Origin of the sequence: Spirosoma sp. 209, from assembly GCF_002006735.1 — a bacterium.
In the GTDB taxonomy this organism is placed as follows: Bacteria; Bacteroidota; Bacteroidia; order Cytophagales; family Spirosomataceae; genus Spirosoma; species Spirosoma sordidisoli.
The window spans coordinates 157,587-170,204 of sequence record NZ_MVEC01000003.1 but is presented as its reverse complement, the minus strand read 5'-3'; the positions used below and the strand labels follow the sequence as shown (position 1 = coordinate 170,204).

The 12,618-nt window shown below is 54.5% G+C and carries 12 protein-coding genes; 6 read left to right on the top strand and 6 right to left on the bottom strand.

Annotated elements, in window-relative coordinates; genetic code table 11:
- Nucleotides 1-74: 74 nt before the first annotated feature.
- From B1C80_RS06410 to B1C80_RS06400, 3 genes are all read right to left on the bottom strand, one after another.
- Nucleotides 75-1,433: a cytochrome P450 gene (locus B1C80_RS06410; RefSeq protein ID WP_077920241.1), complete on the bottom strand. Its 1,359-nt coding sequence runs from the start codon at nt 1,431-1,433 to the stop codon at nt 75-77.
- A gap of 90 nt (nt 1,434-1,523) precedes the next feature.
- Entirely contained in the window at nt 1,524-2,387 is an 864-nt protein-coding gene (locus B1C80_RS06405; protein ID WP_077920240.1) for an SDR family oxidoreductase, read from the bottom strand.
- Between the two features lie 67 nt (nt 2,388-2,454).
- Nucleotides 2,455-3,309, bottom strand: coding sequence for an SDR family oxidoreductase (locus B1C80_RS06400; RefSeq protein ID WP_077920239.1), 855 nt, complete (start codon nt 3,307-3,309; stop codon nt 2,455-2,457).
- Nucleotides 3,310-3,444: 135 nt separating this feature from the next.
- Between B1C80_RS06400 and B1C80_RS06395 the strand changes: the two genes are divergently transcribed.
- On the top strand, nt 3,445-5,151 hold the full coding sequence (locus B1C80_RS06395; protein ID WP_077920238.1) for a GMC oxidoreductase: 1,707 nt from the start codon (nt 3,445-3,447) through the stop codon (nt 5,149-5,151).
- A gap of 30 nt (nt 5,152-5,181) precedes the next feature.
- On the top strand, nt 5,182-5,643 hold the full coding sequence (locus tag B1C80_RS06390; RefSeq protein ID WP_077920237.1) for a 3-oxoacyl-ACP synthase: 462 nt from the start codon (nt 5,182-5,184) through the stop codon (nt 5,641-5,643).
- Nucleotide 5,644: 1 nt separating this feature from the next.
- On the opposite strand, the gene B1C80_RS06385 is transcribed toward B1C80_RS06390, so the two are convergent.
- Complete coding sequence (locus B1C80_RS06385) at nt 5,645-7,276, bottom strand: amidohydrolase (RefSeq protein ID WP_077920236.1); 1,632 nt, start codon at nt 7,274-7,276, stop codon at nt 5,645-5,647.
- 108 nt (nt 7,277-7,384) lie between these two features.
- On the opposite strand from B1C80_RS06385, the gene B1C80_RS06380 reads away from it, so the two are divergent.
- From B1C80_RS06380 to B1C80_RS06370, 3 genes are all read left to right on the top strand, one after another.
- Complete coding sequence (locus tag B1C80_RS06380) at nt 7,385-8,773, top strand: TolC family protein (protein ID WP_077920235.1); 1,389 nt, start codon at nt 7,385-7,387, stop codon at nt 8,771-8,773.
- 66 nt (nt 8,774-8,839) lie between these two features.
- Nucleotides 8,840-9,049, top strand: a complete 210-nt coding sequence (locus B1C80_RS06375) for a hypothetical protein (protein WP_077920234.1) — start codon at nt 8,840-8,842, stop codon at nt 9,047-9,049.
- A 72-nt stretch (nt 9,050-9,121) separates the two neighbouring features.
- Complete coding sequence (locus B1C80_RS06370) at nt 9,122-9,814, top strand: YetF domain-containing protein (protein ID WP_077920233.1); 693 nt, start codon at nt 9,122-9,124, stop codon at nt 9,812-9,814.
- 42 nt (nt 9,815-9,856) lie between these two features.
- Here the strand turns inward: B1C80_RS06370 and B1C80_RS06365 are convergent, their stop codons facing one another.
- A complete protein-coding gene (locus B1C80_RS06365) occupies nt 9,857-10,954 on the bottom strand; it encodes a DNA topoisomerase IB (RefSeq protein WP_077920232.1) in 1,098 nt (365 codons plus the stop codon).
- Nucleotides 10,955-11,000: 46 nt separating this feature from the next.
- Entirely contained in the window at nt 11,001-11,585 is a 585-nt protein-coding gene (locus tag B1C80_RS06360; RefSeq protein WP_077920507.1) for a hypothetical protein, read from the bottom strand.
- Nucleotides 11,586-11,741: 156 nt separating this feature from the next.
- Between B1C80_RS06360 and sucD the strand changes: the two genes are divergently transcribed.
- On the top strand, nt 11,742-12,617 hold the full coding sequence (gene sucD / locus B1C80_RS06355) for a succinate--CoA ligase subunit alpha (RefSeq protein ID WP_077920231.1): 876 nt from the start codon (nt 11,742-11,744) through the stop codon (nt 12,615-12,617).
- The last annotated feature ends 1 nt before the right edge of the window (nt 12,618 follow it).

Genomic DNA, 12,618 nt, shown 5'->3' with positions numbered 1-12,618 from the left:
GCTGTCTATCAACATTTAGTATCTATCGTGGAACGCCCACCTACAAAAGTTCTTCGTAAAGTATAATTTGCCTGTCAGGTCAACCTGACATAAATGGGTCTTTTGGGGCGCAGGGTAATAAGCGGCTGGGTGATAACGGGTCGATCAGAGGCTGCCTGAACGGTAAAATCGCGCATGAGCATCCCCAGCAGTATCTGCATCTCCAGTAGGGCGAACTGGTTACCGATGCATAGCCTGGGGCCCCCGCCAAAGGGCAGATAAGCATACGAATGGCGTTCTTTATCCCAGCCGGGCGCAAACCGATCGGGATCAAACCGGTCTGGATCGGGCCAGCTGACCGGGTCGCGATGCAAGAGGTAAGGGCTAACCAGAGCCGTATCTCCCGCCGGAATGGTATAGGGCCCGATAGGGTCATCGGCCAGCGCCAGCCGACTCATAATCCAGGCCGGTGGGTAGAGCCGCATCGATTCCTGAATGACCTGCATGGTATAGGTCATGCTTCTGAATGCCTCGGGCGGGGGGAGGGGGGCGCTTCCCAGATGCAGTATAGCCTCATCCCGCAGTCGGGCGGTCACGTCGGGGTGCTGCGTGAGCAGATGCATGGTCCAGGCCATAGAGACAGCCGTCGTCTCGTGCCCGGCGGCAAACAGCGTAACGCACTCATCGCGCAGTTGCTGGCTGGACATCCGTTCGCCGGTATCTTCATCTTCGGCCAGTCGCAGCATATCCAGCAGGTCGTCGCGGTCGCTGGGAGCGAGCTGAGTACGCTGGTTGATGACCCCGTATATAAACGAGTCGACGACAATGCCAGCCCGTTTGAAGCGCAGGTTCGTGGGGGTTGGCCAGTGCATCGGAAATCGAACGGGTGAGAGCATCCGGTCATTGGCCAGGTAATTGAGCGTATCGAGCGCTGTTGAGAGGCCGTCCAGCCGGCCAACTACATCCGAGCCGAACAGGGTTTTACAGACGATACGCATGGTAACATCCATAAAGGCCTGCGATATATTAATGGGCTGATGACGATTAGATTGGTTGAGCTCAGTTAGCCAACTGGCTGTTTCCGATACCATTGTCTGGGCCAGGGCCGCCAGTTTTTGCCGGTGAAAGGCTGGTTGGGCCAGCCGACGCTGCCGACGCCAGAAATCGCCTTCGCTGGTCAGCAGGCCGTTTCCCAGAAAGATTTTCAACACCTGAAACGCGGGCGAGCGGCCGTAGTTCCGGTGGTTCTCCTGTAAAACGTGCTTGGCATCTTCGGGCCGCAGCACCAGATACTGATGGCGACCCCCAATGCGGAGGTGAGCGATTCGGTCGTAGCGCTGCTGCAGCGTCCGCAGAATAGCCAGCGGATCCCGAAGAAAGGCCAATGTGTTGCCCAAACCCGGTACGCCCGGATGCAGCGGTACGGGACGGGTCGTTAATGGAGGTGCTTCCATACAGATACCAGACAGCCTCGAGCTGTCCTTGACTAGTAAAAATAGTAGTTACCAGGCAAAGAACCCGAGGCTGTCAGGTACAATTTTTTCTTACGAGTTGATCACTTCGCCCCCGTTTACATGAATGACCTGTCCTGTAAAATACGACGCATCTTCCGAAGCCAGAAAGACATAGGCCGGGGCCAGCTCGGCGGGTTGGCCGGGTCGCTCCATGGGGGTGTCTTTACCGAACTCCGCAACCGTTTCCGGCGATTTGGTCGCTACGATCAGTGGGGTCCAGATCGGGCCGGGGGCTACGGCGTTGACCCGGATGCCACGGTCTACCAGGTTCTGTGACAAAGACCGCGTAAAGGCCGTTACTGCCCCCTTGGTGGCGGCATAATCGATCAGAGCTTTGCTGCCCCGGTAGGATACCACCGAGGTGGTGTTGATGATGCAGTCGTAACTGCCCATGTAGGGGAGTACATTTTTAGTGAGCCGGAACATAGCCAGTATATTCAACTCGAAGGTCTGCCGCATCTGTTCGTCCGAAATGTCCGTGAACTCGTGCTGTTCTACGTGATTGGCTGCATTGTTCACCAGTATATTGATGTGATGATAGGTGCTGATGATTTTGCCAACCGATTCCCGAATGAAAGAAAGACTTTTCAGGTCGCCCGCCAGCAGCAGGCATCGACGCCCTTCGGCCTCAACCAGCGATTTTGTCTTCTGAGCGTCCTGCTCTTCGCGGGGGTGGTAGATGAGAGCCAGGTCGGCGCCTTCGCGGGCATAGTGAACGGCTATGGCCCGCCCGATGCCAGAGTCGCCCCCGGTGATGACTGCAATCTTATCCCTGAGTTTGTCGGCACCTTCGTAGTTGTCCCGAATATATATCGGCTGCGGGTCCATTTCGTATTCCAGGCCAGGCTGCGCATCCTGGTGCTGCGGCTTGGCGTCAATTTCCATTTGTTCCATAACGGAGAGAATTTCTGTGTACAGTATAGGCTTACAGTTTTTGCCAGCGCCTGAAGGGCATACCGGCTTAGGCGTTTATGATAGTGCCACCGTTAGGGTGAAGTACCTGGCCGGTGATGTAGGATGCGTCTTCTGAAGCCAGAAAAACGTAAGCAGGGGCCACCTCGCTGGGTTGGCCGGGACGCTTCATGGGCACGTCTTTCCCGAACATCGGAATTTGTTTAGCTTCTACCGACGAAGGGTTGAGTGGAGTCCAGATCGGACCCGGTGCTACGCCATTGACCCGGATACCTTTGCTGATCAGGTTACTCGACAAAGCCCGGGTAAACGTCATGATCGCTCCTTTGGTCGATGAGTATTCCAGCAGATCGGCGCGCCCCTGGTAGGCCGTTACCGAGGTGGTGTTGATAATACTGTCGCCTTTGTGCAGGTGCGGCACGGCAGCTTTCGTAACCCGAAAAAACGAATAGATGTTGGTTTCGTAGGTATCCAGCAGGTCTTCGTCGCGGGCTTCTTCCAGGGTTTTGTGGGCCAGCTGGAGCCCGGCATTGTTGACCAGAATGTTTAGCTTGCCCAGCTGTGCAACGGTTTCTTCGACGATGTGTGTGCAGTAATCCTCGTGCCGAATATCGCCGGGGAGCAGCACGCAACGCCGTCCTTCGGCTTCAACCAGTTCTTTTGTTTTCCGGGCATCTTCTTCCTCGCGGGTCATGTACGAGATAGCTACATCGGCACCTTCGCGGGCAAAATGAACGGCTACGGCTCGCCCGATGCCGGAATCGCCCCCGGTGATGAGTGCTACTTTATCCTTAAGTTTGTTCGCGCCTTTGTAGAGGTGCCGGATTATTTTCGGCTGCGGGTCCAGCTCGGCCTCAATGCCGGGTTGGGTGTTCTGATGCTGCGGGGGAATTTTAGCTTCCATAACGTTGCTGTTGGTTGTACCTGCCTAAATAAGCCAAAAGCAACGGCGGTTGTTTGTAGAAATCTATTGAAATAGTAGACAGATTTAGTTTGCCTGAATTAATATGTATTATCGTTGCTCAAATCAGATTGGACTATGATGACTTACGGCGATACCAGGGCCACTCGTACCTACGATGCTATCGTCATCGGTTCCGGAATCAGTGGGGGCTGGGCGGCTAAAGAGCTGTGTGAGAAGGGGCTGCGGACGCTGGTGCTGGAGCGAGGCCGCGATGTGCGGCACATTACGGATTACCCGACGGCTACGCTCAACCCCTGGGATTTCCCGCACCGCAACCGAATGCCGGTGGCGTTTGACGAGGCTAACCCCATCGCTACCAAATGTTATGCGCTGGACGAAGCCACCCAGCAGTTTTTCGTCAAAGATGCCGAGCACCCGTATCAACAGGAGAAGCCTTTCGACTGGATACGAGGGTATCAGGTAGGTGGAAAATCGCTGATCTGGGCCCGGCAAACGCAACGCTGGAGCCGGTTCGATTTTGAAGCCAACGCCCGCGACGGGGCAGCTGCCGACTGGCCCATTCGGTACGCCGACATAGCGACCTGGTATAGTCATGTAGAGCGATTCGTGGGGATCAGCGGCAACAAAGACGGACTCGAAACCCTGCCCGATGGGGAGTTTCTGAAGCCGTGGGAGCTGAACTGTGTGGAAAAACACATTCAGCAGCGTGTGGCCGCTACGTATAAAGACCGGCATGTTATCATCGGCCGGTGCGCCCACCTGACAGAGCCCCAACAGATCCATTATGACCAGGGGCGGGCGCCGTGTCAGGCCCGGCATCTCTGCTATCGGGGCTGTCCTTATGGCGGGTATTTTTCGTCAAACTCGTCGACTCTGCCATGGGCTGCCAAAACCGGAAAGCTGACCCTCCGCCCCGATTCGGTTGTGCACTCGATTATTTACGATGAGGTGAAGCAGAAAGCAACGGGCGTACGGGTAGTCGATGCACAGACCAAACAACTGACGGAGTATTACGCCCGGATCATATTTGTGAATGCAGCCTGTCTGAATACCAACCTGATTCTGCTCAATTCAACCTCTCGCCGTTTTCCCAATGGCCTGGGTAACGACAGTGGCGTGCTGGGCCGGTATGTGGCTTTTCATAATTACCGGGGCAATATTCTGGCCGACTACGAAGGCTTCGAGGATGGCTATTATTACGGTCGACGCCCTACCACAGCGTTCATGCCTAACTTCCGGAATGTAAACCGACAGGAAACCGACTTCCAGCGTGGGTACATGGTTGCTTTCAGCGCCAGCCGGGGGCAGGGACAGCCAACTGCTGAGACGTTTGGCGCAGAATTCAAGAAAAGAATAACCCAGCCCGGGCCGTGGCACGTGTTTATGATGATGCAGGGCGAAACTGTACCGCGCTACGAAAACCACGTTCGGCTAAGTCCTGATCAGAACGATGCCTGGGGCGTTCCACAACTCGTTACCTCGATTGGGTATACCGATAACGACACAAAGATGATGGACGATTTTCTGGTACAGGGGGCCGAGATGCTCGACAAGGCCGGCTGCAAAAACATTCGACCCTACGACGATCATCGTAACCCTGGTCTCGATATTCACGAGATGGGCGGGGCTCGCATGGGCCGTGATCCGAAAACATCCATACTCAATGCCCACAACCAGATACACAGCTGTCGGAATGTGTTTGTAACCGACGGGGCCGCCATGGCCTCTACGGGCTCGCAGAATCCATCTATTACGTTTATGGCCCTGACCGCCCGCGCCGTTAACTATGCTGTGGGGGAGATGAAACGTAAGAATCTATAAATTACTCAGATGCCGATAGCCCTATCGCCGATGGATGATCCACTCACGATCAAGAAAGAATTATTCAGCCGCTGTCAGCAGTACGTACAGCAACGCATCGATACCGCTCGCCTGGCGATGGAAGCGGCTCAGGAGTCGGCTAACAGTGAATCCAAAAGTAGTGCGGGCGACAAGTACGAAACCGGCCGGGCTATGGCCCAGCTCGAACGCGACCGGCATGCCCAGCTACTGGCCGAAGCCCTCAAGCTGGAAGGCGAGCTGACCCGGCTGAACATCGACAAAAAGTACGATACAGTTCAGCCGGGTAGTCTGGTTGAGACAAACCGGGGGCGCTTTTTTATCAGTGTCAGCGCCGGTAAGCTTACGCTTGAGCATGTTGACTACTTCGCCGTTTCTCCGGCCTCACCTGTGGCAGCGCTATTGGCCGGGCATCAGGTCAGCGAAACGGTGGTGTTTAACAAGATGGCTTACCAGATTTTGTCAGTCGCCTGAGTCAATAAACCCGCTCTCCGCCAATCCAGGTTTGCCGTACTTTGGTGTCGCGTAGCTGGGTATTTGGTGCCGTCATGATATCGCGGTCAAGCACAACAAAATCGGCTTGTTTGCCAGGAGCGATGCTGCCGCGCAGCTGGTCTTCAAAATTAGCGTAGGCTGCCCAGCGCGTCATAGCCAGTAAAGCCGACCGGCGATCAACGGCATTTTCCATCTGGTAACCGGCTTTTGGGAAGTTTTTGGCGTCCTGCCGCGCTACGGCCGAATGGAAGCCAAAGAGGGGGTTGACAGCCTCGACCGGAAAATCACTACCGAAGGTGATCATCTGGTTCTGCTTCATCAGATCCTTGAACGCATAGGCGCCTTTTACCCGGACCGGGCCGAGCCGATCCTGAGCCCAGTACATATCGGAGGTCGCATGGGTAGGCTGTACCGACGGAATGATGGAGTACCGACCAAATTTCCAGAAATCGTCTGGTGAAACGACCTGCGCATGCTCGATACGCCACCGCCGGTTGTTGGTTGTTTTCAGGAGTTTGCCATACAGGTCGAGCATGAGGTGATTGGCCGAGTCGCCAATGCAGTGGGTATTCGCCTGAAAGTTCGATGCATACAGCAGTCTGGTAACGCGCTCCAGCTCGGCGGGGCTGAGCAACAGAAAACCGCCCGTTTCGGGTCGATCGGCATACGGCTTGCGGAGACAGGCCCCCCGCGACCCCAGAGCGCCGTCGGCATACAGTTTAAACGAACGGACGGTGAGCCGGTCGGTCTGGAAAGGCCCGCGTTTCAGGAAATAGTTCAGGTTAGGCTCGCCCAGGCTGACCATGGCGTAGTCGCGTATTTTCAATTTGCCAGCTTTGTGAAGGCTGTCGATCAGGTTAATCTCGTCGGGGCTGATACCCGCGTCCGAAACGGTAGTCAGTCCCAACGACACACACACCTTTTCGGCGGCCTGTAACATCCGGGCTTTGTCGGCTACGTCGGGGCGGGGCACCAGTCGGCGGATGATCTGCATGGCGTTATCGACCAGAACGCCGATGGGTTCTCCGTTTTTCAGTACCACTTCTCCGCCCGCCATCCGCGTACCGGCCGTGATCTGGCCTAACCGCAGCGCCTTCGAGTTGACCAGCAGCGCGTGCCCATCAACCCGGGTCAGGGCAACGGGTATATTGGGGAAAGCCGCATCCAGCTTTTCTTTGGTTGGAAACGCTTTGTCAGCCCAGTCGTTCTGGTCCCAGCCCCGGCCAATGATCCAGGTAGCGTCGGGGTGTTTTTGCTGAAACGTCTTCAGCCGGTCAATAACTTCATCATAGGATTCGGCGCCAACCAGATCAGCCTGGTCGAGCATCTGGCCCAGTCCCAGAAAGTGGGCGTGTGGATCATAAAAACCCGGATATACAGGCGCCCCGCCCAGATCGGCTGTGCTGTCGGCATCATACTGATCGGTCAGGCTGCTGGCCGGCCCCACCGCCAGAAATTTGCCGTCTTTGACCACGAAGGCATCGGCGGTCGAAAAAGCGGAATCAGCGGTGTATATTCGGGCATTAGTAACGAGTAAGTCGGCTTTTTTTCGGGTAGAACAGGCCGAAAGAGTGGCCGTAAAAGCCAATAGAAGTAGAAGTATACGAATCATACCTTGATGGTTGGGAAAGTTTGCAATTTATAGAAAGTTAATGAGTGCGACGGCTAATCGCATATTCTCGTAATTTTGACCGTTCGTGTCGTTGTTAAAACCAAGTCGATGAAGCTCAGCAGTTGGATATTTTTTGTTTGCGTACCTATTCTGGCCAATGCTCAACAAGCCCCTAATGCCATTAAACGCGCTCAGCTACGAACGCCAACCGTGGCAACCATCCCGCAACCTGGTGACCTTCTGACGCTTCCGCAAGCCGTCGAGCAGGCTGTCAGACAGAATTATCAACTACAGATCAATCGGTCGCAGGAAGAAATTGCCCGCAACAATTATACGAAAGGGAACGCTGGTTATCTGCCCACGCTGACCGGCAACGCCACCTCGAACGGTGGATTGCAGAGCCTCCGCCAAACATTTCTGGATGGTATCAGACCTCCCCTCAGAGCTACCGGTATTTTTAACCGAACCTCAAACCTGGGCGTGAACCTGAACTACGTGGTCTTTAATGGCTACGCCCGCTCAGCAACCTACACCCAGCTCCAGCAGCTGGTCCAGATCAGTACGGTAAATACACGGGCCAACGTGGAAGCGACTATTGCCAGCATTGCCACCGGTTATTACGATGTGGTCAGGCAGTTACAGCGGCTGATCGCGTTTGCCCAGGCGCTGGATATCTCGCGCGAACGACTGGAGCTGGCACGGGCCAACTACGAAGTCGGTACTCGCTCCAAAGTCGACTTTCTGAGTGCGCAGGTCGATTACAACACGGATAGTGCCGCGCTCATATCGCAGGAGCAGGCCTTGCGGAATGCTAAAATTGTACTGAACACCCTGCTGGTGCGCGATCCGCTGACCGAGTTTTCGGTTCGGGATACAATCGTGGCCCGTAGTGACCTGCAGCTGGCGCCATTGCAACAATCGCTGACTACCAACAACCCGCTCCTGGCTGCGGCTGTACTGAACCGTACGCTGGCCGACGTAAACGTTCGACTGGCCAACGCCCAGCAGCTGCCGTTGATCACCGCTCAAACCGGTTATAACTATCAGTTTATCGACAACCAGGGGGGCTTCGGTGTGCGAACCGGCCGAACCAGCGCTATTACCTACAACGTGCAGGCTACCATTCCCATTTTCAACGGATATAACCTGAAGCGGCAGATTCAGAATGCACGGGTGAACACCATTATTGCCCAGACTCAGGAAGCTGACCAGCGGCTGCAGCTGCAGTCAGCCCTGGCCCAAACGTACCAGACCTATCAGAATAGCATCCGGCTGCTGAATCTGGAAGTGCAGAATAACCAGCTCGCTAATCAGAACGTCGATATCGCGTACGATCGGTACCGGATCGGTAATTCTACTTTTGTGGAGTTCCGCGATGTGCAGCGCAACGCCATCAATGCCCAGACCCGTCTGATAGAGGCAGAATTCAACGCGAAAGCAGCGGAGATTGAGCTCCTCCGGCTCAGTAGCACCATCACGCAGGAACTGGCTATGTAGCGGCCGCCAAACAGTTATCATCAGATGAGGTTATTGCTCATAGCTGATTGCTAACTGCTGAACGTTATGCCGTATACGAAAAAAGAGTACCCGGACTCGCTGAAGTTTTTCATGGCGCCGGTCCGGAACAAAGCCATTGATATTGCCAACGCGCTGCTGGCCGATGGTAATGATGAATCGAAAGCGATTGCCATTGCCACGGCCAAAGCGGAAGAATGGGCCCTGAAACGTGGCGTGAAAGTCAGAAAAGACAACGCTCCTGAAAACAGAGACTAAAAGCCGATTTTCATTTATCCAGGCATACATCTGTCGGGCAGGTTTCATCTGATTTCACTTCACTACACTATCATGCAGGAGCCCGTTGAGCCATTCGATTGGGAGCGTATCGTACTGGATCAGTTTCCGGGAACGTATCTGGGAGAGGTTGCCTTTCGGACAGTATTCATGTTCGTCGTTATCCTAACAGCACTGGCTGTTTCGGGGAAGCGCGAAGTCCGTCAGTTATCAATCTATGAGCTGGTTTTACTGATTGGGCTTGGCTCGGCAGCCGGCGACCCCATGTTCTACCATGATGTACCGTTAGCGTCGGCTGTGGTGGTATTTGTGGTAGTGATGAGCTGCTACAAACTGGCAACCTACATCAGCGACCGTAACAGGCGGGTACGCGAAACCCTGGAAGGAAAGGCCGTTTATGTCATTGAAGATGGCTGCATTCTTACCCAGAACTTCGACCAGGAGGATCTGAGCCTCGATGAGCTTTTTTCAGAGCTGCGGGTAGAAGGCATTGAACAACTGGGGCAGGTTCGGGTGGCCATCCGGGAGCACAGCGGTCAGCTAAGCCTGTTCCAATTTGAACCCGGCGACGTGCGGAAAGGACTGCCCATACTCCCCAAAATCTTTGATCAGCAATCGAAAGACATCGGCCAGCCGGGCGAGTATGCCTGTTGTAACTGTGGGCACGTACAACAGTTCAATGCACCAGCCCTGGAGCCATTATGTCCAACCTGCGGGCAGAAAATATGGGTCGAAGCAGTCCTCTAACTCCGAATAACATGTATCCGGAGTTGGAGGGTGAAGAATGAGTCAGGCCAGATTCTTTTTGATGGTCGAATTTTTTACTACGTCTTTCACCTGGTCTTTCAGGAATCGCAGCAACAGTTTTTCGACCCCATCGAGACCATGCGGGCTCGTTTGCCGGAACCGGGCTTTCTGTTTGATGTATGGATTCAGATCCTGACATTCGTACGCTTCCAGAATCTGCGGATGTACGTAGTGCTTGCGGCATACGGTACGGGTGTTTCCCAGTTGCTGCGAAACCTCATCCAGTACTGTGTTTACATTCTTTTTCAGCTCTTTCTCCGTTTCGCACGGCTCCAGTTCGACCAGTAAACGGAGGGCGTTGACGGTGCCAGCCCAGGTTCTGAAATCTTTGGCCGAAAAGTCATCGCCCATGGTTTCTTTCAGGTAATCGTTTACCATACCGGAGTCGATGGAATGGCGCTGCCCATCCGGGTCGAAGTACTGAAACAGCTCCTTGCCCGGTATGTCCCGGCAAGCCTTCACCAGCCGCGACAGTCGGCGGTCGTGTAGGGTGATGTCGTGATAAATCCCCTTTTTGCCTTTGAAGCTGAATCGAACATCGCTACCAGTGGTTTTTACATGCCGGTCTTTAAGCGTGGTCAGCCCGTATGAGCCGTACTCTTTTTCGTAGGCAGCATTGCCTACCCGAATGAGGGTTTGCTCCATCACGCTGAGCGCAATGGCTATCACTTTGTCGCGGTTGAGGTCTCTTTGCTTCAAATCTTTGTCAAGACGGGCCCGCAGCAGCGGCAGCGCTTCGCCGAATGCAACCATCCGAAAAAATTTCGTCTCGCTCCGGATGGCGTTCCAGTTGGCATGATACCGATACTGCTTTCGGTTCTTGGTATCGATGCCCGTAGCCTGTAAGTGTCCATTGGGCTTCGCACTGATCCAGACGCGTTCCCAGGCGGGCGGAAGCGCCATCTGCCGGATGCGGGCCAGGGTAGACTCGTCCGAAACATCATGACCAGCCGCGTCGCGGTAAGTGAAGTGGTCGCCGGTACGGTGGCGGGTGATACCGGGTGCCGTATCGTCTATATAAATTAGTCGGGCCGCACGGGCGGTCTGAGCCGGGTCGTGGGCTAATTGCAATAAATCCACAGTCGTTGAGTTTTGTGGATTGGTAACTCGCGGATGAAGGAATTGGTTAAAAACCGCGAGGCTGTGCGGCTTTCCCGAAGAACCAGAGGGAAACGGCGTTGGCGTAGTGATAGAAATCGGTAGGATGAATAAATGCGTTGAAGGCATCGGCTTTGGTAGCCAGTCCCATCAGCATGGCAGCCAGCACGACCCAAAGGCCGCGTTTGTTGCGCTGCAGTAAAGAAAAAACGGCCAGCAACATGAGCACCAGGATGCCCAGCGACGGAACAACGGGCGTAAACACCCGCACATCGGGCAGCAGCAGACTGATGAAGAGAAACAGACCGAACAGCACAGTGGCCACAAACGTGAGCAGCGATAACGTCCGCTGATTAAGCAACGCGTATACGGCCGTAACGACACAAACCACGCCCAGACTATCTGACAGAACGATCATTGACCGGTGAAGCGGTTCGAGCGACTGGTTGCCGGCGTAGTGAATAACCCCGATCAGCGCAGCCAGCGAGGTGGTCAGTAAGAAAAAGCCCCACAACAACCGATTGAATAGCGAGATACGGCCGAAGAAATGCCAAAAGACGCCTACGCCTGCCCCAGCCAGTATAGAGCCGGAAAGAATGTGCGAAAAAATCATCACGTAATTTACGAAGTTTCGGCTACTTTTGCCCAACTTTTTTGGGGCGGAAAACCAGCCGAGTGAGTGAAATGAGCAGCAGTCTTTGCCCGCTCTTTTGTTCTTTTTCAGTTTTTTCGCCCGTTCAACCGCATCGCCAACGATTAACCAACCGTCATGAGTGTTTTAGTAAACAAAGACTCCAAAGTTATCGTCCAGGGTTTTACCGGCTCCGAGGGCAGTTTCCATGCCCAGCAGATGATTGAATACGGCACCAACGTTGTTGGGGGCGTAACCCCCGGCAAAGGTGGCAAAACCCACCTCGACCGCCCGGTGTTCAATACCGTTCAACAAGCTGTAGATGAAGCAGGTGCCGATGTTTCCATAATCTTTGTGCCACCGGCCTTTGCGGCCGATGCCATCATGGAAGCCGCCGACGCGGGTATCAAGGTCATTATCTGCATCACCGAAGGTATACCTACGGAAGATATGGTAGCTGTAAAAAATTACCTGTCTGACAAAGAAGTTCGCCTGATCGGTCCCAACTGCCCCGGCGTTATGACCGCCGAGGAGTGTAAAGTAGGAATCATGCCCGGCTTTATATTCAAAAAAGGCACGATCGGCATCGTTTCCAAATCCGGTACGCTGACCTACGAAGCTGTTGATCAGCTCACAAAAGCCGGTCTTGGCCAGAGCACCGCCATCGGTATTGGCGGAGACCCAATTATTGGCACAACGACCAAGCAGGCCGTCGAATTACTGATGAACGATCCGGAAACGGAAGCTATCGTGATGATCGGTGAAATTGGGGGTGGTATGGAAGCTGAAGCCGCCCGCTGGATCAAGGCTGACGGTAACCGCAAACCTGTTGTCGGATTTATTGCCGGTCAAACCGCCCCGAAAGGTCGCCGGATGGGTCATGCGGGGGCTATCGTAGGCGGAGCTGATGATACGGCCGCGGCTAAGATGGCCATTATGCGTGAGTGCGGCATCCACGTAGTTGAATCGCCCGCCCTCATTGGGGATACCATGCTGAAAGCGCTTGGCAAATAAT

Excerpts from the sequence above, each read along its gene's own strand:
- B1C80_RS06405 (WP_077920240.1), bottom strand. The coding sequence starts at position 2,387 with ATGGAACAAATGGAAATTGACGCCAAGCCGCAGCACCAGGATGCGCAG.
- B1C80_RS06360 (WP_077920507.1), bottom strand. The coding sequence starts at position 11,585 with ATGATTTTTTCGCACATTCTTTCCGGCTCTATACTGGCTGGGGCAGGC.
- sucD (WP_077920231.1), top strand. The coding sequence starts at position 11,742 with ATGAGTGTTTTAGTAAACAAAGACTCCAAAGTTATCGTCCAGGGTTTT.
- B1C80_RS06410 (WP_077920241.1), bottom strand. The coding sequence starts at position 1,433 with ATGGAAGCACCTCCATTAACGACCCGTCCCGTACCGCTGCATCCGGGC.
- B1C80_RS06370 (WP_077920233.1), top strand. The coding sequence starts at position 9,122 with ATGCAGGAGCCCGTTGAGCCATTCGATTGGGAGCGTATCGTACTGGAT.
- B1C80_RS06380 (WP_077920235.1), top strand. The coding sequence starts at position 7,385 with ATGAAGCTCAGCAGTTGGATATTTTTTGTTTGCGTACCTATTCTGGCC.
- B1C80_RS06385 (WP_077920236.1), bottom strand. The coding sequence starts at position 7,276 with ATGATTCGTATACTTCTACTTCTATTGGCTTTTACGGCCACTCTTTCG.
- B1C80_RS06400 (WP_077920239.1), bottom strand. The coding sequence starts at position 3,309 with ATGGAAGCTAAAATTCCCCCGCAGCATCAGAACACCCAACCCGGCATT.
- B1C80_RS06375 (WP_077920234.1), top strand. The coding sequence starts at position 8,840 with ATGCCGTATACGAAAAAAGAGTACCCGGACTCGCTGAAGTTTTTCATG.
- B1C80_RS06395 (WP_077920238.1), top strand. The coding sequence starts at position 3,445 with ATGATGACTTACGGCGATACCAGGGCCACTCGTACCTACGATGCTATC.
- B1C80_RS06390 (WP_077920237.1), top strand. The coding sequence starts at position 5,182 with ATGGATGATCCACTCACGATCAAGAAAGAATTATTCAGCCGCTGTCAG.